The organism is Nitrospira sp. CMX1 (assembly GCF_054902215.1).
On sequence record NZ_JBUBKD010000029.1, the window covers coordinates 1 to 21,968 of the forward strand.

General features: G+C 54.0%; 25 protein-coding genes. 13 read left to right on the forward strand and 12 right to left on the reverse strand.

Features of this window, described 5'->3' with window-relative positions; translation table 11 throughout:
• The coding region (locus ACYX34_RS08020) for an NAD(P)-dependent oxidoreductase (protein ID WP_462076034.1) at positions 1–539 on the forward strand (539 nt) is incomplete at its 5' end.
• A gap of 159 nt (positions 540–698) precedes the next feature.
• Here the strand turns inward: ACYX34_RS08020 and ACYX34_RS08025 are convergent.
• Together ACYX34_RS08025 and ACYX34_RS08030 are read right to left on the reverse strand one after the other, a co-directional pair.
• Positions 699–1,118: a DUF5069 domain-containing protein gene (locus tag ACYX34_RS08025; protein WP_462076035.1), complete on the reverse strand. Its 420-nt coding sequence runs from the start codon at positions 1,116–1,118 to the stop codon at positions 699–701.
• A gap of 32 nt (positions 1,119–1,150) precedes the next feature.
• Positions 1,151–1,822 (reverse strand): DUF3386 family protein, encoded by a 672-nt coding sequence (locus ACYX34_RS08030; protein WP_462076036.1) that lies wholly within the window; start codon positions 1,820–1,822, stop codon positions 1,151–1,153.
• A gap of 216 nt (positions 1,823–2,038) precedes the next feature.
• Between ACYX34_RS08030 and ACYX34_RS08035 the strand changes: the two genes are divergently transcribed.
• Positions 2,039–2,380: a hypothetical protein gene (locus ACYX34_RS08035; protein WP_462076037.1), complete on the forward strand. Its 342-nt coding sequence runs from the start codon at positions 2,039–2,041 to the stop codon at positions 2,378–2,380.
• A 13-nt stretch (positions 2,381–2,393) separates the two neighbouring features.
• On the opposite strand, the gene ACYX34_RS08040 is transcribed toward ACYX34_RS08035, so the two are convergent.
• The 4 genes from ACYX34_RS08040 to ACYX34_RS08055 all read right to left on the reverse strand — a co-directional run bounded on the left by ACYX34_RS08040 (position 2,394) and on the right by ACYX34_RS08055 (position 4,507).
• Positions 2,394–2,690 (reverse strand): ATP-dependent Clp protease adaptor ClpS, encoded by a 297-nt coding sequence (locus ACYX34_RS08040; protein ID WP_462076038.1) that lies wholly within the window; start codon positions 2,688–2,690, stop codon positions 2,394–2,396.
• A gap of 74 nt (positions 2,691–2,764) precedes the next feature.
• Positions 2,765–2,977: a hypothetical protein gene (locus tag ACYX34_RS08045; protein WP_462076039.1), complete on the reverse strand. Its 213-nt coding sequence runs from the start codon at positions 2,975–2,977 to the stop codon at positions 2,765–2,767.
• 133 nt (positions 2,978–3,110) lie between these two features.
• On the reverse strand, positions 3,111–4,238 hold the full coding sequence (gene hemW, locus ACYX34_RS08050; protein ID WP_462076040.1) for a radical SAM family heme chaperone HemW: 1,128 nt from the start codon (positions 4,236–4,238) through the stop codon (positions 3,111–3,113).
• The gene (locus ACYX34_RS08055) at positions 4,235–4,507 is read right to left on the reverse strand and encodes a hypothetical protein (protein ID WP_462076041.1); all 273 of its coding nucleotides are present in this window, start codon (positions 4,505–4,507) and stop codon (positions 4,235–4,237) included. The genes hemW and ACYX34_RS08055 overlap by 4 nt, the downstream gene beginning before the upstream one ends.
• A 70-nt stretch (positions 4,508–4,577) precedes the next feature.
• Between ACYX34_RS08055 and ACYX34_RS08060 the strand changes: the two genes are divergently transcribed.
• Genes ACYX34_RS08060 through ACYX34_RS08070 form a run of 3 tightly spaced genes read left to right on the forward strand, consistent with a single transcriptional unit; the run spans position 4,578 to position 5,806 of the window.
• Positions 4,578–4,802: an FmdB family zinc ribbon protein gene (locus ACYX34_RS08060; protein ID WP_462076042.1), complete on the forward strand. Its 225-nt coding sequence runs from the start codon at positions 4,578–4,580 to the stop codon at positions 4,800–4,802.
• A 7-nt stretch (positions 4,803–4,809) separates the two neighbouring features.
• A complete protein-coding gene (locus ACYX34_RS08065; RefSeq protein ID WP_462076043.1) occupies positions 4,810–5,136 on the forward strand; it encodes a hypothetical protein in 327 nt (108 codons plus the stop codon).
• Positions 5,120–5,806: a hypothetical protein gene (locus tag ACYX34_RS08070; RefSeq protein ID WP_462076044.1), complete on the forward strand. Its 687-nt coding sequence runs from the start codon at positions 5,120–5,122 to the stop codon at positions 5,804–5,806. The genes ACYX34_RS08065 and ACYX34_RS08070 overlap by 17 nt, the downstream gene beginning before the upstream one ends.
• An 81-nt stretch (positions 5,807–5,887) precedes the next feature.
• Here ACYX34_RS08070 and ACYX34_RS08075 read toward each other — a convergent pair whose 3' ends face one another.
• Entirely contained in the window at positions 5,888–6,745 is an 858-nt protein-coding gene (locus ACYX34_RS08075; RefSeq protein WP_462076045.1) for a formylglycine-generating enzyme family protein, read from the reverse strand.
• Between the two features lie 26 nt (positions 6,746–6,771).
• Positions 6,772–7,518, reverse strand: a complete 747-nt coding sequence (locus ACYX34_RS08080) for an iron-containing redox enzyme family protein (RefSeq protein ID WP_462076046.1) — start codon at positions 7,516–7,518, stop codon at positions 6,772–6,774.
• A gap of 56 nt (positions 7,519–7,574) precedes the next feature.
• On the opposite strand from ACYX34_RS08080, the gene ACYX34_RS08085 reads away from it, so the two are divergent.
• Together ACYX34_RS08085 and ACYX34_RS08090 are read left to right on the forward strand one after the other, a co-directional pair.
• Positions 7,575–7,859, forward strand: coding sequence for a hypothetical protein (locus ACYX34_RS08085; protein ID WP_462076047.1), 285 nt, complete (start codon positions 7,575–7,577; stop codon positions 7,857–7,859).
• A 104-nt stretch (positions 7,860–7,963) separates the two neighbouring features.
• Positions 7,964–8,176 (forward strand): putative signal transducing protein, encoded by a 213-nt coding sequence (locus ACYX34_RS08090; RefSeq protein WP_462076048.1) that lies wholly within the window; start codon positions 7,964–7,966, stop codon positions 8,174–8,176.
• Positions 8,177–8,339: 163 nt separating this feature from the next.
• Here the strand turns inward: ACYX34_RS08090 and ACYX34_RS08095 are convergent, their stop codons facing one another.
• On the reverse strand, positions 8,340–8,780 hold the full coding sequence (locus tag ACYX34_RS08095; protein WP_462076049.1) for a hypothetical protein: 441 nt from the start codon (positions 8,778–8,780) through the stop codon (positions 8,340–8,342).
• A 183-nt stretch (positions 8,781–8,963) separates the two neighbouring features.
• On the opposite strand from ACYX34_RS08095, the gene ACYX34_RS08100 reads away from it, so the two are divergent.
• Complete coding sequence (locus tag ACYX34_RS08100; RefSeq protein ID WP_462076050.1) at positions 8,964–9,512, forward strand: hypothetical protein; 549 nt, start codon at positions 8,964–8,966, stop codon at positions 9,510–9,512.
• 177 nt (positions 9,513–9,689) lie between these two features.
• Here the strand turns inward: ACYX34_RS08100 and ACYX34_RS08105 are convergent, their stop codons facing one another.
• Positions 9,690–10,478 (reverse strand): hypothetical protein, encoded by a 789-nt coding sequence (locus ACYX34_RS08105; protein WP_462076051.1) that lies wholly within the window; start codon positions 10,476–10,478, stop codon positions 9,690–9,692.
• 126 nt (positions 10,479–10,604) lie between these two features.
• Here ACYX34_RS08105 and metH point away from each other — a divergent pair, with 126 nt between their 5' ends.
• Entirely contained in the window at positions 10,605–14,300 is a 3,696-nt protein-coding gene (metH, locus tag ACYX34_RS08110; RefSeq protein ID WP_462076052.1) for a methionine synthase, read from the forward strand.
• Positions 14,301–14,380: 80 nt separating this feature from the next.
• On the opposite strand, the gene ACYX34_RS08115 is transcribed toward metH, so the two are convergent.
• On the reverse strand, positions 14,381–16,414 hold the full coding sequence (locus tag ACYX34_RS08115) for a TonB-dependent receptor plug domain-containing protein (RefSeq protein ID WP_462076053.1): 2,034 nt from the start codon (positions 16,412–16,414) through the stop codon (positions 14,381–14,383).
• A gap of 462 nt (positions 16,415–16,876) precedes the next feature.
• On the opposite strand from ACYX34_RS08115, the gene ACYX34_RS08120 reads away from it, so the two are divergent.
• The 4 genes from ACYX34_RS08120 to ACYX34_RS08135 all read left to right on the forward strand — a co-directional run bounded on the left by ACYX34_RS08120 (position 16,877) and on the right by ACYX34_RS08135 (position 21,100).
• Positions 16,877–18,574, forward strand: coding sequence for a multiheme c-type cytochrome (locus ACYX34_RS08120; protein WP_462076066.1), 1,698 nt, complete (start codon positions 16,877–16,879; stop codon positions 18,572–18,574).
• A gap of 32 nt (positions 18,575–18,606) precedes the next feature.
• The gene (gene haoB / locus ACYX34_RS08125) at positions 18,607–19,620 is read left to right on the forward strand and encodes a hydroxylamine oxidation protein HaoB (RefSeq protein WP_462076054.1); all 1,014 of its coding nucleotides are present in this window, start codon (positions 18,607–18,609) and stop codon (positions 19,618–19,620) included.
• Positions 19,621–19,784: 164 nt separating this feature from the next.
• Complete coding sequence (gene cycA / locus ACYX34_RS08130) at positions 19,785–20,513, forward strand: cytochrome c-550 CycA (RefSeq protein ID WP_462076055.1); 729 nt, start codon at positions 19,785–19,787, stop codon at positions 20,511–20,513.
• Positions 20,514–20,515: 2 nt separating this feature from the next.
• Positions 20,516–21,100 (forward strand): NapC/NirT family cytochrome c, encoded by a 585-nt coding sequence (locus tag ACYX34_RS08135; protein WP_462076056.1) that lies wholly within the window; start codon positions 20,516–20,518, stop codon positions 21,098–21,100.
• Positions 21,101–21,205: 105 nt separating this feature from the next.
• Here ACYX34_RS08135 and ACYX34_RS08140 read toward each other — a convergent pair whose 3' ends face one another.
• A complete protein-coding gene (locus ACYX34_RS08140; protein WP_462076057.1) occupies positions 21,206–21,931 on the reverse strand; it encodes an MOSC domain-containing protein in 726 nt (241 codons plus the stop codon).
• Between the last annotated feature and the right edge of the window lie 37 nt (positions 21,932–21,968).

The window sequence follows — 21,968 nt, forward strand, 5'->3', positions numbered from 1 at the left end:
TCTCACGTCGGGTCGTGCCGCTTCCGGATCAAGCCAAACTGATACGGGTCCAGGGAAGTGCGACGAACGCGGGCGCTGTGCGAACGACAGTGGAGGGGGCAGAGCGTGTGCTGGTAACACTTGGTGTGAAGAGCCCTCTGCCGACTACGGTGTTCTCAGACTCTGCTCGAACCTTGCTTCAAGTGCTGAAAGAGCTTGGTTCCTCGCCGACCCTCATTGTCCTCACTGGTTTTGGAGCCGGCGATAGCGGGAGCTACAATTCATTTCCTATGAGGCTTCTCTTTTCGTTGGTGCTCAAGCAGGTCTATGTGGACAAGGGGGTGCAGGAGCAGCTGATTGCTGCCGGAGATCCTCGGTGGGAAATTGTGCGGCCAGGCCGGTTAACCAACGACAGCATGACTGGCCGGTATCGTGTTCTCAATGAGCTAGTGGAAGGCATGAAGGTGGGAGCCATTTCTCGTGCTGATGTGGCGCATTTTATGGTAACTCAGGCGGAGCAGCCGACATATCTCGGCAAGTACCCGGCATTGACCTACTGATAGTAATCTTGAAAGGGAAGGTTTCCGTAGGGAAGCCGTGAACGAGGCCTTGACCAACTTCATTATGGCGGTTTGTCACCCTTCGGCAAGCTCAGGGGCCAGAGCGCTGCCGAGGGATGAGCATGCCTGAGTAGCTATCTCGTTGCGAACTAAGACGCTTCACGCCTCACTGTTCGACCCTTCTCGTTTCGGAACGGTTCGTCCTTCTTCGAGATCTTGCAGATCAGACCAGGCGGTAATATCAGTGCGGGATGAGTCGACGGCGGCGAGGTATTTCTTGAATTTCGCCGCACTCTCCGGAGAGCTTGGTCCCCGTGCCAGTAACCGATGGTTCCAGCCTTCTAATTCTGCCGGCTGATATGGTTGTGCGTTCCGCTGAAACCATGCCAGGACCCCTTCATCAGTGTCATTGGCTTTCACGGCAGCCGTAAACTGGTCGCTGGTGAGCCTGGCGAACTCCAATAGCCGTTCATCCATTGGGCAGGGATAGATATACTCACCTTCCGTTCCGGCCAGGACTGCTCGGCACTTGTCGATCATACGCGCAAGATGGGCATACCCCGCCAGCGTGCATTTCATGCTGCGGGGAAACTCTTTTCGCAAATCCATCGTTACAGCACAGTGTGGTTGGTGAAGGTCAGCTGTTTGACCACAACCTGGTTGCTCTCATAGGTGATGATCCGCCTGGTGGCCGGTAGGTCGCAGGCACTGATACGGATATGGGTATCGGTGAAGCTCTCGACATTGGTCAGCGTGCCGTCTGTTGGTGAATAGTAATAGACCGTGTACTTCGTCGTGAGGTTCTTGTGATCTTTCGTGACGGCACTCTCTTCTACGTTGATGGTAAAGGCGAACGGATTCATACCGGGGTGGGCCATCTTGCGGTTGATTTGGGTAATACGATTGTCCTTAAGCCGGTAGTAGGAATTGGAGCCATGGATCGTGAGTTTGACCCCCAAAGGATGCCCATCCTCTTCCATTGTCAGGGTGTACTTGCCGTCTGATTCATCGAAGCTCCGTGGGCCACGATGGACCGCAATCATTCCCAGTTGTTCTTGTGCCCATTTTTGAATGTCGCCATCGGTGAGCTGGACCGATACTTCACGAGGGCTTTTCACCAAGATAGAACCGGCGGTTTCTTTTCCGTTCACATTCACCGTGAGGTCGGCGGTAAATCCTTGGAAGCCCTGGGGCCATCGAGCGGTGGCCTCGAAGGCACGGCGAAGCAGGTCTCGAGCCTGCGGGTCATCCGCGACAGTTGGTGGAGTATGCTGATGTTCCATATCCAAGCTCCTCTCCGAATGGGTGTCAGAATTGTGTAGACTTGTTATACCGGTTGGTGGAGGTCCTCCTCAAGGGGCTTGTTTCTGTCACGGAGATCTTCTTTGAGATTCACAAGAAACCTTCTATTCTGATATACTCCCTTAATTTCCTTGGGCTTGGGTGTTCAATCGTCGAGAACCTTACCGGCTGGGGGTTGTGGACTAGAGAGGATGGGCATGGAACGACGAGCTGCTTCGCATACCGAAGAAGAAGAGATGAACCAGCGTCGAAAGCTGCTCAGTGCGGCGAGACGCGGCGATACGAAAGCCATCAGCAAACTCTTTGAATTGTATCAAGTGCGTGTGCTCAGCGGAGATCAACTGGCGAAAGTCAACCGCACGTCCACCTATATGGCACCGGTGAAATCTTCGTCCGGGAGTAGGTCCAGGGCTGCTGAGAAAACCGGCAAGATGGAGCAGGCAAAGGGAGGCAAGAAATCACTGAAGCCGACGGCGTCGTCCGAGAAATCTTCTAGCAATGCAAAAACGGCTGCAAAGCCCAAGTCGAAATCGAAGTAGGTCGTCCGGAGCGCTATTGGACAACAACCTTAAGCCCTCCCCCCGCAAGCTTGGCTGCAATATCGTCTGCCTGTTCGGTTGATCCGGTAAAGACGATGGCTTCCCCTTCGTGATCGATGCGATAGGCGAGTTCAAAGGCTTTTGCTGAGGTCATACCGGGGATGAAGCGGCAGAATAAGTCGATGACTTGCTTGTAGGTATGGCAGTCGCAATTGTATACCACAACACGGGATTCAAATCCGCTTCCGGCGCCGGTATGAACCTCCTCTCCAATGTCGGGAATAGTTTCTGGTGTGGCTGGTATTGGCATGCAGCGGGACTTGTCGCACGTACGAGGAAGCGCGTCACTTTCTCAGTTTGGTGTTCGGATGACGTTCGGGATTGTCACACCTTGTCCATATCGATGACTTCCGTCGCTTCCCACAGATTTCTCGACTCGGCGTCCGCCAGATCCTTTTCACGATCCTCGTCTGTTTCAACCCCAAAGCTTTGAAGGGGTTGAGACGACACGGGTTCGATGGTTGTGGGGGTGGATATGGGAGCACTCGCGACTTGGGAGCTGCGCCGTTTTTTTAATGGATCCATGTTGACCGGCATCGGGGTTCCTCACGACTCCATGGTAGTGTTCTCCAAACCTGATCAACTTGTCAATCGGCACGGGACTCCTGCTGGTGAGAATCCGGATTTCAGGCTGCGAGCGGCGTTTGCCTAGGCGGTAAGACCTCTCGGTTCAGAACAGGTGTTCGGCTACCGAGTCTGCATACCGTCGCCCTAGCGGAGTTAGCCAGAGCCGTTCGTGATCGACATTCAAGAACCCGCTTGCCAGCAAGTGATCGACTTCAGTATTCCGTTCGGCACCCGTGAGCACGTGTAGCGGCACTCCGCGTAACAGGCGTAAGCCGAATACGAGCGCATCACGGTTTTGCTCAGACTGTGAAAGGACGGTGCAATCGGTCAGGGGCAATCGGTTCCCATTCAAGTCGGTCACATACTGATCGAGGTCCGCTACATTGCCGAACCTGGTCCCATTCACATACGATTGGGCGCTTGGACCAAGGCCGAGATACTCACCGCCGGTCCAATACAGGAGATTGTGACGACAGTGCCATGTCGGTTTGGCGTAATTTGAGATCTCGTACTGGACAAACCCTGTCTCTGCAAGGATTTGTGCGGTTGAAGTCTCCATCTCCAGGTGAAGCTGGTCGTCGACCGCGGGAACTCGTTGTCGCGCGATGTCCTGAGCGAGTCTGGTTCCTTCCTCAATCGTCAAGGCATAACAGGAGACATGGGATGGGGCGAGAGGCAAAATCAACTCCAGGGTGCGTTGCCAATCTTGGAGCGATTGCTCAGGGAGTCCATACATGAGGTCTAGGTTGATATTGATGAACCCAGCTTCACGGGCCGCCTGAACAGCGGTGGCCGTATCCCGTACTTGTCCATGCCGCCCGATTGGGGCAAAGTCCTGTTCATTCATGGACTCTGCTCCGAAGCTGATCCTTGTGAAGCCGGCCTCTGCCAAGATTGTGAGACCGTCACGGGTGACGGAAGAGGGGTGAGCCTCCACCGTAATCTCCGCAGTTGGGCTGGTCGGCCAGGTTGTTTGTATCAATTTCAGCAGCGCACCCAGTTGATCGGGTGGAAGAGCGGTCGGGGTTCCGCCACCAAAATAAATACTCTGGAGCATGCGGCCTTGGAGCAGGTTCCGCTGGTCCTGTAGCCGAATTTCATGCGTGAGGGCCGCGTAGAAGCTCGCCATCCGATCGACGTGAGCGATTTCAAGGTAGAAGGCGCAGAAATGACAACGACGCCGGCAGAAGGGGATGTGAACATAGAGGCCAATATCTGCGGCAGACGTCATCGTTCAAAACTCAGCGGAACAGGTAGTGAGAAATCTTTGCTCACGACAATCTCGATCTCATCGCTCGGTGAGATACCTCGGTTCCGAATATGGGACGACCAGCCGCGCTGTTGCCGGAGGGAGTCAAACACCGACTTGATGAGCTGGGGTTTCATCCGAGTTTCCCATTCCCTGATCCAATTGGATTCGTCTTCTTCGCCCTCATATTCATCCGGGAAGGAAGCCTCGAGCGTGATTCGAAGCCGAAAGGTTTTTTCTTCCTGATACATCCTGACCCTCTCGTTGCGATTCTCTGGGGGCAACCGTATAATGGTTTGTATCACCAAGGAGTTGCTGAGTATGCCTATCTTCGAATATGTCTGTCGCGAATGCAATCACCGTTTTGAGTTGTTGATTCAGGGGGCAGCAGAAGCGGCGTGTCCTCAATGTCAGACGACGAAACTCGAGAAACAATTCTCGGCGTTTGGTGTGGGAGCGACGGCCAATTGGGCCCCCTCCGGTACTCCGGGCGCTTGTGGCAGTTGCGGTGATCCCCGTGGGCCAGGGGCCTGTTCGATGAACTAATCCGGCCATGGATACGATCGATGGACAGGCACTGAGCCGAGCGATCTCGACCATTTCGCAATCCGACCCTCTGATCAAGCTGCTTCAACAAGTACGAATGGGCCGTATGCAGGCCACGGATGCCGGTCTGCGTGCGATCACCGAAGCATGGCTGGGCACCTATGAACAGGCACTGGGTATGGATGGCTTCACGCAATTCGACTTGCGGCGGCTCAATCCTATCCCGAGACTTGCGGTACTCACGCAAGCCGGGGTGCTGTCCGATGAGCATCCTGGCCTGATCTCCTTGAAAGCCTGTTACGAGCGAGCGCTCAGTCGTGCCATTAGTGAGTAAGCTGCTGAGGTATCTCACTTCGCTTCTGTTGTTCTGCACCTGTTTCTTCTTGTCGGTCGCCGCACGATCGGAGGATGACCCAGGTCCTCGTCCGTTGCGAACGAGTTCCATTGCCGAGCTCGATCAGCTTCTCCCCTCCGGGACACATCTCCTACTCAATCAAGGTGCCATGGAATCCTTTCTTGCTGCGTTGGAAGGGACTCCGCCTGATTGGACCACGGTGTATGGCCGTGGTCATCATGACCCTGGTCACGACGAGCGGCTCTTCAATCTGAACCGTGAACGTGATGCGGCGCGTGAATGGAATCCCATATTGAAATGGCGGATTGCGTTTGTGTGGATCGGAGAGCTCTCGTCTTTCGATGTCGATGCCCGGTCATATTCGGTCGCGGTTGGACCGGAGTTGACCCCAACGAGCTGGGGTATGATCAGATTCAAACCTGAAGAGTTCCCCAGTAATTTGCGAGTGAGGCCAGACACGCACCTTGCTGATCGAATCGATAGGCGTCTTCTTCGCCATGAAGCGGTTCAGGTGTCCATCGTCATGGTTGGTACGCTCATCCCGACTGAGTCGGTCATCTACGACTTCTCCCATGACGATGAAGGCGTGGGGCTTATCATGCCGGTGGTGAGGGTTGAACAGGTCGAGGTCGTTCTTGTGCAGCCCTAAGCGCTATGGTTCAGCAAAGCTGAGGCATCTGAGTTGAGGATTCACGGATGACCGAGGTGCGATGCGAGTAGAGAGGATCGGTTACGATGCGTCTTTCGCACAGCGAAAGCCGATCCCGGTGGCGCGGTCGGTCGGCAAGGCGTAGTCACGGTCGGAGACGCGGATGTTTCGTGCCGGTTTGAGCCAAGATCCCCCTCGTACGACCTTGAGGAGCTGTCCCTGTGGGCCGTGAGGGTTGGAGAGTGGGGCGTTGAGATACGAGTAGGGCTCATACCAATCGTACACCCATTCTGCCGCGTTTCCGGTCATGTCGAGGACGCCGTAGGGACTAGCCCCTTGAGGAAATGTTCCGATCGGGAGGGTCAACACTTCGCCGTTGAGTCCATGCTCATGCGACACACGTGCGCCCTCGCCGGCTACCCAGAAGGCCTTCCATGCTGCGCTGTCCTTGAATTCGATTGTGTGTTTGGCCCAATAACTCGCACTGTTGCTGTAGAAGCTGTCCCAGTTCATGCCCCAGGGGTACCGGCGGCCGTCTGTACCCCGTGCGGCCTTCTCCCATTCCGCTTCGGTCGGGAGCCGTTTCTCTTGCCATCGGCAGTAGGCCACGGCGTCATGCCAACTGATATTGACAACCGGATGTTGTTCGCTTCCGGAGAGTGGTGTTGCCTGATGCCACAGGTTAAATGAGGGGGTGATGTGGCTTGGCGGAGGATGTCCGGTGCCGTCGATAAATTGTTTGTACTGGGTATTGGTGACTTCGTAGCGATCAATAGAAAAGGACGCGACATAGACTAAGCGTTGCGGTCGTTCGTCATCATAGCTCAGGCCGTCCTCCGGGCTGCCCATGAGAAACTCTCCGGCTGGAATCAACACCATGTCGGGGGGGACTCCCGTCTCGCCCATTGATGCGTGACCGGTGAATGTGAGAAAGAGCATGCAGCAGGCGAACCGTCGGACGCTCATCAAGGCTTGGTGATCCCGCAGGATTTGGCGACAGCATCACGATACTTCAGCCAAAGGGTGAGGCTCTTACGAAGGCAAGTCAGGACCGATTCTCTGATTGCCGGTGGCGCGTAATTGACGACCATGTGGTAGGCGTCGTGACGATGTCCGGCTTCGACAAGCTGGTGTGCACGGATCAGATCCATCCGGCTCGGGTGGATCCCATGATAGCGGACAAGGGGATGGACGTTGATGAGGGACTCGATGTCTTTCGCGCGTTTCCGTCTTGAGGGAGCGGTGAGCTCTGTGCGGTCCTTGACACTTCCTTCCACGAAAATCGTGAATGTGGCCGCGCCCAGGACCCATTCGCGGTGATGGGACATACGGTCAAGCCAGGCTCGGTAGGTGCGGGCCTCAGGAAGAAGATGAAAACGCTCAAAACTGCTGCGGCTGAATCGGAGCCCTTCCATCATCGTCAAGAAGAGTTCTGGATGAGACGTTCCCAACGAAAGACCTCCGGTTTCCTCCTCGTAGATATTTTCAGCCAGCATGTGACGTGCGGAAGTGGGTGGATTTTTCCCGAGAATTCTGGCTAAGAAGATAGGGAAGTCACGAACGTAGACGCCGTATTCTTGTTGAAAGTGAAGCTTCAGTTGGGCATGGGTGAGTCGTCCGGAGGCAAAATGATCCCAAGCCCAATGGTGCTTGTTGTCCATGAGCTGGAGCAGCGATTCAAGAAACGCCGACTTCGTCATGTAAACAGACATGATGCCTTGCCTCTTTGAGGTGGTGTCGCTACAATTCGGAACCCAGAGGAATAGAGATGAAAGCCATTACCATCCAGAATCCTGATGAGATCCTGACGCTCTTGGCCGATGTGAGTCTTCGGGGAACAGGGTTTACGACCGACTCGTTGCTCGACTATGTTTTAGAGGAAGGATTCACTGAGCCTATCTTCCTCAATGCCAGCGGCGAGGATCCCACCGCATTTTTTAAGGACCAGCCGAATGCCTGGGCGATCTACCAGGTTCGGGAATGGAAACGTGTCCTCACGATTTCAGGCGGCCCTGGTCAAGAGCGGCGTGCTCGTATTACGGAAACGCCGTAAAGTCTGGTGTAAGTGTAAAACGGGGATGAGGAAAGTGCAATCGATGAGCAGGTTTCGGAGGTGAGCACGCTATCAAGGGAGTGATGATGAGGATGATCCATCTCATGAATGCGCAAGACGTTGGAGAGCTCGCCATGATCAAGAGCTTGCTGGACGGCAATCGTATCGCCTATGTCGTCCATGGCGAACATGTCAGTAGTCTCTATCCCGGAATGCCGTTCGTTGGGAGCCGGGTGATGGTTGATGCCGCTGATCATGCCCGTGCGGAGGTGCTTCTTGGGCGGCTTCGGCTTTCGATCCGAGAAACATCATCTTGAAAAAGAAGATGATAGAGGGATTCTCTCAGTAGGGCCGGTTTTTGGAATGATGTTCGAAAAGATTATCCAATATAGCCACAGGCTTATACTTCGTGTGGAATCTCGCCTACCAATGACGCTTCATGTGTAAGTACGATGCGAACATACAACTGCCGGACTCTGCTTAGGGCTGGATTTTCGGGTGCGGCTTGTCCGTGGGGAAGTCACGGGCTTGGCGTTCACGAGATCCTTCGTACCATCCCCCCTTCAGGACGCCCTCCTCGAAATAGAGGTAGCGGTGGCGGACAACTGCAGTACTTTCCCAATCTTCGAAGATCCATTCCTCTTGCCGTATTCCATCCTTCGTGAAGGTCGTATTGATCGTCTGCGGGCCGCCCCAGGCTTGTAACACCTGATCCTTGCTCATTCCCACCATGACGCGATGTTGTTCGATGTGCTTACGAAAATCAGGATCGCCGAGTTGCACAATCATCGGCCATACCACCGCCATGAGGACAAAGAGAACAAGCCCCGTATAAATAATGATTCGCACAGGGCGACGGCGAATGAAGGAAGGTTCATTTGTGTCGGACTTGAGGGACATCGGTTGAGAATCAGCAGCCATAGCGTGATAGAAAGTTGGAGATGCTAACAGCGCACTCACTCCCGAGTCAAGGAAGTGACGGTAATGTGTAGTGAAATCAATGGGATGAAAGGTAGGCTATACTTAATTACGGAGAGGGGCTGGGATGTCCTGACAGGTTTCAAGGCAAGCCTATCACGGTCACGGTTAAGGGTGGGTAGATACATGATGGTCAGACGGTACTGTTGGATGTTGTTCATGTGGCTCTGTGTCGTACTGGGGCAGGGGCTTTCTGTCGAGGCCTGGGCGGTAACGATGTATTCGTATATGGATGATCAAGGGAACCTGGTCTACACGGATACTCTGGAAACCATTCCTCAAAAGTATCGCGCGAAGGTGAAAGCACATGAACAGTCTGATCCGGTCACAAAGCCCCCTTCAACGTTGCATTCGATACAAGAGAAAGTCAAAGCACAAGCCAAGAACCTCGGCTGGGAGACGCCATCCGGTCATCTGGATGTAGAGGGGCTGGCTCCGGAGCAGTCGAAGATTCTGACTCAAGCCGGCATCGCAGCGGTGGTCCTGTTGCTCATCATCTTCTTGAGTAAAAACAGCCCGATGGTACGGCTATTGGCTCTGGGCCTATTGATCGTGCTGGGGATTGGTACACCCGTTCTCATGTACACCAGTGATGGAGGTCCGATGGATCGCATGAAAGAGAAAGCGGTCGCTGCAGGACAAACTCAGCAGAATCGACTCCAGCCCTCGCCGTAGCCTTCCCTATTCGGAAGCGTTTCTACGACAACCGCTGATACGCCACTGCGACACTACCCGTCACTCGTCGTTCGTGAAACGTCTCTCGTTTCGGAATGCGGGCGCTTCACGCTATCACGAGATAGATTTCACACGCGTGAAAGCAACATGAGAATGCCGCTGGCAGACTATGACCGACTACTCCGCATAGTGGGGAACCGGAATGGTCTTCAATGATCGCTGTGAAGGCACCGATTGCTTGTCGAACTGAGCAGAAAACGGGTTGAGGGTCGGTTCATGCGTATGTCGTAACCGCCTGGTGATGAACTCCACGCTCTGTGCTCCGATCTCGACACGGTCGATCAGAGCTTCCTTCGTTAGGCGGTCGGGAAGACCTTGCAGGGAGAAGAGCTGGAAGCAGAGGGTCCAATTGAGCTGATCCTTGCCCGGTTCCTTGACGATGAAGCGGGCGTCCGGTGAAGCAGATCCCTGAAACAGCAGCACCCAAATATTGGATCGAAAGGTGGGACTCGCTGGTTCTGTTGAGGGGTGGAATTCAGGAATCAGGAAGGGGAGGCGGGTGATGGGTACAGGGTGAGGAAATTCGATATCCACCAGTCGTACAATGAGCGGTCGATTGTCATCGTGATCATTCGGATCGACTGCATAGCTGAATGAATAGCGGATCTCGATCCCTTCACGGGTAAAGGTGTACACGTCCTCACCATTTTCCGGAGAGACCAGCTTACTGAAATAGGTGGCCCAATCGGTGATGGGATAATAAGTGAAGACCCTGAGCGCAGACTTACGATCACGTACTGCCTGCGGCCTACCGAGTTTTTCGTGCAGTTCTTTCTGTGAGAGTCCGAGGAAGCCGTCTTCGAAGTAGGGAGTTGCCGCCGTTGTTGCGGGGAGAGCGGCGAGCACGAGGATACAGAGGATAATGGAAAGCCTGGTGGAGCGGAGAATGATCGCGATGTGCATCACGCGCATCGTAGCGAGACATCCAAATTCCTGTCAAGAAAATGACCGGCTGCTTGCCGCGTCGGAAGGCCTTCCAGTATGATCGCCATGAGCCAGCCAACAACCATCCGGTCTTGAGAAAAGGTGAACATGTCGAGACAACAGAATGGGCCCATCGTGGATATGCTGAACGAACGGATCCTGATCCTCGATGGCGCGATGGGGACGATGATTCAACAGCGGAAACTGGATGAGGCGGCCTTTCGGGGCGAACGTTTCAAGGATTGGAAAAAAGATCTCAAAGGGCATAACGATCTGCTGAATCTCACGCAGCCGGCTGTCATTGAAGACATTCATCGGCAGTATTTGGAGGCTGGTGCGGACATCATTGAGACGAATACGTTCAATTCTCAAGCGATCTCGCTGGCAGATTACGGTATGGACCGACTTGGCTACGAGTTGTCCAAGGCCGGCGCCGACTGTGCGAGACGAGCCGTCGTTGCCGTGGAACAGGCACAGCCGGGCCGGCGCTGTTTCGTTGCCGGGGCGATCGGCCCGACGACCAAGACGTCGTCCATCTCTACCGATGTGAATAACCCTGCTGCTCGAGGGACGACGTACGAAGAACTGATGGCTGCGTATGGCGAACAGGTTCGTGGGCTGCTTGATGGCGGGGTCGATCTTCTATTAGTCGAAACTATTTTTGATACATTAAATGCCAAGGCCGCATTCTTCGCGATTCAAGCGGCGTTTGCCTCAGGGGCACGACGGGTCCCGATCATGGCATCAGTGACGTTCATTCAAGCCGGCAGCAACCGGGGAGTGACAGGGCAGACGGTCGAGGCGTTCTGGAATTCGATTTCCCATGTGCCGCTCTTGAGTGTGGGGATGAATTGTGCGTTGGGGCCGAAAGAGATGCGTCCTCTGATCGAAGAGCTGTCGCACATTGCGCCGATCCATATCAGCGCTCACCCTAATGCCGGCCTGCCGAATCCCTTGTTGCCGACCGGGTTTCCTGAGACGCCGGAAACGTTGGCCCCTCAGTTGCGAGACTGGGCGAACAATGGATGGCTGAACATCGTCGGTGGCTGTTGCGGTACGACTCCAGCCCATATTCAACGCATTGCAGAAGCGGTACGTGGTGTGAAGCCGCATGTGCCGTCGAAGGTTGAGCCGTATACGCGCTTAAGTGGCCTTGAAGCCGTGACAATCAGGCCTGATTCGAATTTTGTCAATGTCGGTGAGCGCACAAACGTAACCGGCTCACCGGCCTTCGCCAAACTGATTCTTGCTGGAGATTACGAGGCGGCCCTGTCGGTGGCGCGTCAACAAGTGGAGGGCGGAGCCCAGATCGTCGACGTCAACATGGACGAGGGTATGCTCGATTCCAAGGCTGCCATGGAAAGGTTCCTGCGTTTGGTAGCCTCCGAACCGGATATTTGCAAAGTGCCGATCATGGTCGATAGCTCCAAGTGGGAGGTGCTGGAGACCGGCTTGAAGAACATCCAGGGTAAGGCGGTGGTCAATAGTATTAGTTTGAAAGAGGGCGAACAGAAATTCATCGATCAGGCGACGGTGATTCGCCGTTACGGGGCGGCGGTGGTGGTCATGGCTTTTGATGAAAAGGGGCAGGCCGACACGCTCGAGCGAAAGAAGGAGATCTGTGCACGCTCATACAAGATTCTCACGGGGCAGGTCGGGTTTCCTCCACAAGACATCATCTTTGATCCGAACATCTTAACCGTGGCAACCGGGATCGAAGAACACAATAATTACGCCGTCAATTTCATCGAAGCAACGCGCTGGATTAAACGAAACCTGCCTGGGGCCAAGGTCAGTGGCGGGATCAGCAACATCTCTTTTTCATTCCGCGGCAACAACGTTGTTCGCGAGGCCATGCACGCGGCATTTCTCTACCATGCCATCAAGGCTGGGTTGGATATGGGCATCGTCAACGCCGGCCAATTGGCCGTGTATGAGGAGATTCCCAAAGAGCTGCTCGAGCTGGTCGAAGATGTGTTGCTGAATCGTCGGCCGGATGCGACCGAGCGGTTGGTGGCCTTTGCCGAAACGGTCAAGGCAAAAGGAAAGGCGGCGGTCAAAGACGACGAATGGCGCAAGGGGACGGTTGAGGAACGACTCTCCTATGCGCTGGTGAAGGGGATCACGGATCATATTGATCCGGACACTGAAGAAGCACGTCAGAAATATGCCAAGCCGATCGAGGTGATCGAAGGACCGTTGATGGCCGGCATGAACGTGGTCGGCGATCTGTTCGGGTCAGGCAAGATGTTCCTGCCGCAAGTCGTCAAGAGCGCGCGTGTCATGAAAAAGGCGGTGGCCTATCTCATGCCGTTCATGGAGGAAGAGAAGAAACGGTCCGGCAATTTTCAGTCACAAGGGAAGGTACTGCTGGCGACGGTCAAGGGGGATGTGCATGACATCGGTAAGAATATCGTCGGTGTCGTGTTGGGGTGTAACAACTACGAAGTGATCGACCTTGGGGTGATGGTGTCTTGTGAGAAGATTCTTGCGGCGGCTCGCGAGAACAACGCGGACATTATCGGTCTGAGCGGGCTCATCACGCCATCGCTCGATGAGATGGTTCATGTGGCCAAAGAAATGACACGCGAAGGGTTTAAGGTGCCGCTCCTGATCGGCGGTGCTACCACCAGCAAGGCCCATACCGCGGTGAAAATTGCACCCTCCTACGAGCCGGGCGTCGTGCATGTGTTGGACGCGTCTCGGGCTGTGGGTGTCGTGGGAAACCTTGTAAGTCACACACAGCGGGAAGGGTTCGTCAAACAAGTACGAGACGACTATGAGCGGATGAGACAATCGCATCGTGATCGTGGTGCCAAACCACTCCTTCCGATTGCCCAGTCGCGTGCCAATCGGTTCCTCTCCGACTGGGATCGGATCGATATTCCAAGACCGGCGACATTGGGAGTTCGAGCCATTGAGGACCAGTCGCTGGTCGAGCTGATGCCCTATATCGACTGGTCGCCATTCTTTCACACCTGGGAATTGAAGGGGCGCTATCCGACGATTTTTGAGGATCCGACCGTTGGGCCAAAGGCCAAAGAACTCTACGACGATGCGCGACGGCTCCTCGATGAGATTGTCAAGAAACGACAGCTCACAGCCAAGGGAGCATATGGCTTCTTTGCTGCCGCATCAGACGGGGATGATGTCGAATTATACGCGGATGCTTCGCGGAAGACCGTGCTCACGACGATCCATCACCTGCGACAGCAATCAGAGAAGCCGACGGGACAACCGAATCTCTCATTGGCCGATTATGTGGCACCGAAAGATTCAGGTCGGCAGGACCACATTGGGGCTTTTGCTGTGACAGCCGGGATCGGGGTGGATGACCTGTGTAAGCAGTTCGATCGGGATCATGATGACTACAATTCCATCATGGTTAAAGCCCTCGCGGACCGGTTGGCTGAAGCGTTTGCCGAATTTCTCCATAAGCGGGTCAGGGAAGAGTGGGGATATGGAAGGAAAGAACAATTGACGAATGAGGAGTTGATTCGCGAAAAATATCGTGGAATCCGTCCGGCGCCAGGCTATCCGGCTTGCCCGGACCATACGGAAAAGCGGTTGTTGTTCGACCTCTTGTCCGTGGAGAAGAATGCCGGCATCACGTTGACCGAAAGCTTTGCGATGTTACCGGCGGCCTCAGTCAGCGGATTCTACTTCGCTCACCCGGATGCGAAATACTTCGCTGTGGGCAAGATTGGGAAGGATCAAGTCGAAGACTATGCCCGCCGCAAGGGAATGGATCTTCGCACTGTTGAGGGATGGCTCTCACCGAATCTGAATTATGAGTCTGTGTGAAGAGGGGGGAGGTCGCTTGGTCTATGGTACCTATTTAGGCGACAGAGACCAAGTTCCACTCATGTCACAATAGTTCTTCGTTAAAGCTTCACCGTCAGCCAACCCATCACGCGTGTGCCAAGCAGATCACCGAGTGGATGTTCGCGATGGATGTCATTGAGTGCATTGAAGACGGAGATAGCTAGCTCCGCTTCACGCACATGGTCATCTGTCTGTTGTCGCCAGAATACGTATCCTAATCTGAGATTCAGCAAGTGATAGGCGGGAACCTGCTCTTGAGGAAGTACGGTCCCTGGCGGAAAGAAGGGGGCTAGGATTGTAAAGGCATCGGCCAGGGGATAAGAAGCGCTGCCCACACAGTGATACAGGATTTCTCCACTGAAGGAGGATTGCTTCACTCGAAGTCCAGCATTGAGTTTGTGGTGAGGATACCCTCGGCGGCTGAACCCGTTGGAGGTTTGCCCAATTTCTTGATACGCATAGTTGGCAAAACCAGAGAGCCAGGAAGTCAGGAGAAATTCAGCGCCGACCTCCCCACCGTAGACATCAGCCACACCGCCATTGAGTGGACGAACAGTATTCAAGGGGACGTTCGACACGGTTCTGAATGTGATGAGGTCTGAAATATGGTTGAAGAATCCGGTGACTCGTGTCCTCAAGCGGTGCTCCCACCACCAGCCTTGATAGCCCAGTTCATACGAAACGATCTGTTCGGGCTTGACGTCCGTCGACCCCACGATGGCGGACGGTATGAGGGGGAACCCAGGGAGCGTCACCGTGTTCAGCATATTGAGGCCGACCTCGGTGGCGGTTGGAGGACGATAGGCAACGGAGCCGGACAGCCGAAACGTATGGTTCGCATTCACATGGTAAATGATGGCGCCACGAGGCGATAAGGTGGGAGAAATATAGGTATCAAGATCATAACGGAGCCCTGTGCTTATTGCGAGAGAAGGCCAGGGCTGCCAATCTCCTTGCGCATAGAGTCCAAGACGATTCTCGGCCACCCGGTCACTAAGAATATTCGATGAATGAATGATGTGACGGAAGTTGGTCCCGATATTCACATTGAGTGTCTTCAACGGACTGAATCGGTACCGGGTTTCAGCATCATAGGTGTTCAGGGAATGCTCTTGATCCGTTCGTCCCGTTCTATCGGTGAGCGTGAGCAATGGGGTCAGCGGAGGGTACATACGAGCGTTCGTTTCAGAGAACAAGCCGTTCCACCAGCCACGGATCAAGAACCCACTCTGTTCGTAGCTGACAAGTGCATAGGTCTGGGAAAAGTGACTGTCTGCGGTCGCAGTTTGATTGATGATATCGTTGTAAGGGTTCGAACGTGTGAGCCCAGCCTCGGCCCTGATCTTTCCATCTCCCGAGAGATGATATTCGGCGATCCCGCCAATTCGTTGACCATTGAGTGTCGGAATGTCACGGTTGGACCAACGTTGTGTCTGCTCATGTCCTCCTGAGATGCGGTAGCTCCAGTTGTTGCCCGTCGTTCCAGCATGGACTGCATTGGTGAGCAGAGTACCGACCTCACCACCTGCCATCTGCAGTGTGGTGCCTTTCATTTCTTCAGGGGATTTGGTGATGATGTGCACCACCCCGTCAAACGCATTGAACCCATACACAGACGATGCCGGCCCCTTCAGTACCTCGATTCGCTTGATTTCCATCAAGGAGATCGGCAGCTGCTTCCAGAAGACAGTGCCGGATTGATCAATGTAGATGGAGCGGCCATCAACCAAAACGAGGAGCTTGTTCGCTGATAACTGATTGTTTCCACGCACGCTGACATTGAAGTCGACGGCATTGGTCTGCATGACTTCGAGGCCGGGAATCCGGCGCAGCACCGCAGGCAGATCCGTAGCACCTGAATGGAGAATATCTTCGTCCGTGATCACATAGACGTTTGACGGCGCCTCAGAAATCGGTTGTTCGTACCGGCTGGCGATGCTGATAGTTTCTTCCTTGAGATAGAGAGCTTCATCTTTAAGATGCTGCTGGGTTATGGAGGATGCTCGAGGGGTCGGGAGCGATGGCTCAGCCCAGCACAAGAGTGGGGTGCTCAGCCCATAGAGTGTGGTCGCAATTATCCAAACCCATCTCACGTGGATCATATCGAGCGAGACCTCACTGGCTGTGTCCGTGACGGGATTTGTTTTATCACAAGGCTCACCACATCGGAGGCACACCTCTTTGAGCCATCGTTCTGTTTTGATAGGCAATAAGCCCTTTTCTATATGAATCCATTTCGATACTGAATCGAATTGGATACGGTCCTGTACAACGGTGGTATAGGGACATTGGAGCTGTCGGTCTCGATGGGGAGAGCGCGTGTCGCTGGTTCTGAGTAGGAGAATGGATTCGGCATTTAGACGGAAGGGGAGCGATAGCTCACACTGTACGTGCAGCCAGTTGCCAGATAAGGAATATCATTTGCCGGCTTAAAATGGGGACGTTGAGCCGGTGAAAAAGTTCGACAGGAGCACAAAATAGAACAAGATGCATTGAGCGTAGACGTGATATAAGAGGCCCTGGCACAGTCTCTCAATGAAAGGAGTCGAGCTGTGATGGTGAAAAACATGGTGAAGTATGCCCTGGTGGTCTGCGGCGTGTTGGCGGCAGTCCAGGCCCAGGCGAATTTCCCCACCGTACCGAAAGAGACCTATGAGGCGCTGAAGATCGATCGATCGGCCTCGCCCAAGGAGCTGTATGAAGCGCTCCTCAAGCGGTACCTTGACCCCGCGCAAGGTGTAGGGAAGGGCAAGTATGGAGACTATTGGCAGCCGGTCTCCTTCAGCCGGTATTTTGATCCGCACACCTTCTATAAGCCGCCGCAAGCGGTGAAGGAAGTGGCCAGCCGCGAGCAGTGCGTGAAGTGTCACACCGATGAATCCCCGGGCTGGGTGGCGGCGTGGAAGAAGAGCACCCACGCGAACCTGGACAAGATCCGGAAGCTGACCCCGAAGGATGACACTTTCTACAAGAAGGCGAAGCTGGAGGCCGTCGAAGAGAATCTGCGGTCGCTGGGCAAGCTGGGCAAGGGGGAGAAGCTGAAGGAAGTGGGCTGTATTGATTGCCACGTGGCGATCAATACCAAGACCAAGGCAGATCACCGCAAGGACATCAAGATTGCCACGGCGGATACCTGCGGCGCCTGTCACTTGCAGGAATTTGCCGAGCGCGAGTCCGAGCGGGATACGATCACCTGGCCGAAGGATCAGTGGCCGAAGGGCCGTCCGTCTCACGCGTTGGATTACAAGGCCAACGTGGAAGTGGAAGTCTATGCGGGCATGCCGCAGCGCGAGATTGCCGATGGCTGCACGGGCTGCCACGTCAATCAGAACAAGTGCGATACCTGCCATGCGCGGCATGATTTCAACGTGGCCGAATCCCGGAAGCCGGAAGTCTGCGCCCAGTGCCACAGCGGGGCGGACCATAACAACTGGGAAGCCTACAGCCTGTCGAAGCATGGGTTGAAGTATCAACGCGATAAAGACAAGTGGAACTTCAATATTCCGATCAAGGAAGCCATGGCCAAGGGGGCGGAGACGGCCCCGACCTGCCAATACTGCCACATGGAGTATCAGGGCAAGATTGCGCACAACATTGTGCGGAAGGTGCGATGGGCGAACTATCCCTTTGTGCCGGGGATCCGCGAGAACATCAAGACCGACTGGGCCGAGAAGCGCAATGATGCGTGGGTGAAGACCTGCACCAATTGCCACTCGGAAACCTATGCTCGCGCCTGGATGGAGTTCATGGACAACGGGACCTTCTCGGGTCTCGATAAGTACGATGAAGCGCATCATGTGGTGGAAGAGCAGTACAAGGCAGGCCTGTTGACGGGCCAGAAGACCAATCGGCCGGCGCCCCCGGCACCGGAGACCGATGGGTTCGAGAAGTTCTTCCAGATCTATTGGTCGAAGGGGAACAACCCGGCGGCCAATGAGTTGCGGTTGTTCGAAATGGCCGAAGACCACTTGGTGCAGTTGCACGTGAGCTTGGCCCACCAGTACTGGGGCTACACCTATACGGTGGGATGGGCGGCGATGAACCGGGCCTATGTGGAGATCATGGACGATGACACCCGCTTGAAGGAGAAGTTGGACCTGCAAGCGCGGGTGGCGAAGCTGGAGAGCAGCATGAAGAGCAGTCTGTTGGACCTCGACAGCGATGGCGGCAAGATCTCGCTCGGCGGGATCGGTGGCGGCATGATGCTGGCGGGGACGCTGGCGCTCGCGGGCTGGCGGCGGAACAAGAAGTAGTCGCCTTGGCTACGTCGTCCCTGAGTGCACCTGTGTCACATCCAGCAGGGACACCGAAGCTCCTCCCGTCACTGGGGATTCTCCTGGTGGCGGGAGGACTGTTCTTCCTGGGGTGGTTTTCCTTCCTTTGGTTTAAGCCTGTTCCAGCCCCGTACAGCTATCAACTTGTTGATGAGGGTGGGGTATCAAAATTTACAAACCTTCCCTTGCAAGCATGGCCAGATTTGAAGATCAGTAAGTATGAACTTCGAGTGCAATCGGTCGAAAAACCCCTTGCAATTGCCTATCGTGCTGCGAAGGCGAATGGCAGTTCAATCCTATTGAATTGGGAAGGATTGGTTTCGGAACCGATAGGCTTCATGGCGGGAGAGCTTTCCGAGCTAGCTACTATCGGTACGGATATCACGCAACATGTTCCCAAGGAAGGTTTGATCCTAGCCTGGTGGGACATTTCACGTCAGCTGCATCTCTTATCGGAGCGAGAAACACTCTTTACGTCCCATCTCGGGCAACCATTGATCACGCCATCATATTGGAAAGATCGTATCCCTGTGATTGCTGAGTATGAACGTCAGTTTTGGGGGGATCAGGGATCCGGAGAGGAAACACGAAAGTTTCAGCAGTTTGTTGATGCGCTTTCGTCAGAGCCCACAAAAGGCACTGCGATGCTCCGCGAGTTGGCGGGCTCCAGAGAAGCCTACATCGTGGTTCACCCCACCGATCTCTATAAAGTCGGTCTTCTCCGACCTGAGCGAATGGAAATTGCGTTCAAAGATTTTCCCCTTACAGGAAATGTCCATGGACTAGCCAATCAGGTAAAAGCCTGGATGAAGGAGTATGACTACGACACCTACACGCTTCAGTCGCTTTCCGAAAAGGTCGTACGGGCCTATTTTCTGAACCAGAAGAAAAATGGGAAGCTCCTACTTGCTCAAATGCTACCATTGATGAATTCCACACCCATTGACTTTGAGGCCTTACAACTTGTCCACAAGCATGGCGGGTATTGGGTGTACAAGATTCCAGCTATTCAAAATCCTTCCTGATCCTTGTAGTCCAATAATATCGGGCTAGCAGTTCGGAAATTGCTCATGGTAAACTGACGTCCTCTGTAGCGAGAGTAGGTGCAATTGTTATACGATCACAACATTCAGTACTGGGATAGCAATAGAGGGGATCTTATTCATATATCTATGGGAAAGGAGATGCCGTGAATTACCGCATTTTATGTGGATTGGCCGCTACGGCGGTATTCCTCGTTATGGCTGGGACAGCCTCAGCCGATGGGACGTTTGAAGGTCGGAAAAAGTGTTTTAATTGCCATAAGGGAGAGGGCGAAGCCTGGGAGAAGACCCTGCATGGGAAGGCAATGGAGTCGCTCAAGCCAAGCAGAGGTAAGAAGAAGGACGAGGCGATGGTCAAGGCCAAACTTGACCCTAAAAAGGATTATACGAAAGACAAGGATTGCGTTGGATGCCACGTTGACGGGTTCGGTAAGGAAGGTGGGTACGTCATTGAAGAGCCGGAAAAATTCTTAACCGGCGTTGGGTGCGAATCCTGTCACGGAGCAGGAAGTGACTACCGTAAGATTCACCGCAAAGCTGGTGAAGCTTATGAAAAGTCACAAAAGACCACAGAACGAGCCAGTCTTGTGGAGGCTGGCCAAGACTTTGAATTTCAAGAAAAGTGTAATGCCTGCCATTTGAACTATGAAGGTTCACCATGGAAGGGTGCAAAGAAGCCCTACACACCGTTTACACCTACCGTGGACAAGAAGTACTCGTTTGATTTTGAGAAGTATGTGAGAGACGACAAAGCGATGCATACGCATTTCAAGCTCGCAGGGACATTCACTGGTCCACCTATGCCGAAATTCCACGAGGAATTCCAAAAAAACGCCAAGCCAGCAGTGAAGTCCGATAAGGGCGGGGATGAATAACAATGCCAAAGTTGGGGACATTAATTACTGGAGCAGTTCTTGGGATAGGGCTCATCACCGTAGTCTTTGGCGGTGAAGCAGCGATATCAAGAACTGAGTTTTGTATCAGTTGTCACTCGGAAATTTATCCCTACGAGGAGTTGAAAAAGTCCTCGCACTGGGGCGCGATTGGTATGGACCCCGGTTGTAAGGACTGCCATGTGCCTCAGGGGCTGTCGAATTTCCATAAGGCCGTGTGGACTCACGTGGTGGACGGAGTTCCGTTCTTGATTAAGGAATTTACCACTGACTACTCAACTGTTGAAAAGTTCAATGAGCATAGGCCAGAAGCAGCATTCCGCGCACGGATGAAGCTGAAGGAGTGGGATAGTCTCACCTGTCGGACTTGTCACAAGAATACTAAGCCGCCGGGAGCTTCAGCCAAGGCTGCGCATGCCAAGATGCAAAGCGAAGGAGCTACTTGTATCGATTGCCACCAGAATCTGGTGCATAAAAAAGTTCCCGAACATGATCTAAATGCAAGTATTGCGCAGGGGAAGCCGGTGATCAAGGAAGTGAAGAAAAAGGCGGACGACGACGAAGACTAGAGCGTCCTCGGTCGTTTCTGCTGAGGGTTCTGCAATAAGGCCGTGCATCGTCACCGATGCACGGCCTTATGCGTTCATGAAAACGATACGGTTCAGTGGAGATCGTTATTGTAAGGGGCCGTTTAATCGGAGCGAGGTGTTTTCTGATGCGCCAGTGAGTGCTCGTTTTCGGAGCTTTTCCCGCCATCTGGATGAGAGAGCATCACAATCGGCAAGTTCCTGTGCGGCTTGTAAATCTTGGATGCGCTGGTGCATCACCTGGTTTGCGACTGCTACGGTCCATTGCGGATAGGGACGCTTCCGTAGGACGAGGTTCTTTCCCACCTGAACGTGTCCCTCCTTGAGGACACGGAAATACCAGCCAGTGCGACCCGTTTCCTGAACCTGCACCGCTAGGTCTCTGATTTTCCAGTAGCGCGCCAGTTTCCAGCAGGGTTGTCGTGGCTGAGAGATTTGTACCGTCGCATCTCCGATTTGAAAGACGTCACCAATGCACACGTGCTGTTCCAATACACCGTGCGTGGTAAAATTTTCCCCAAAACCTCCCATGGGGAGCGAGGGTAACCCAATTGCTTGTTCCCAATAGGGATAATGTTCGCGAGGGTAGACATTCACAGCCTTATCAACGCCCCCATGATTTTCAAGATCGGCTTGCCCATCTCCTGCAAGATTAAGCACTCCCAACCAAATCGATTCGGTTGTTGGCTCCTTGAAAAAACCGGTGGTCCATTCCTGCTGCGAACCTGACTGATTTGACACGTCCCCGGAGGTCATCCGCCGAGGTAAACCGACCTGTAGGGAAATGATTGTCGCCGTATGACCTGTGCTCATAATAACTGTCTCAATCGGGGGTGGGTCCTCTCCGCAC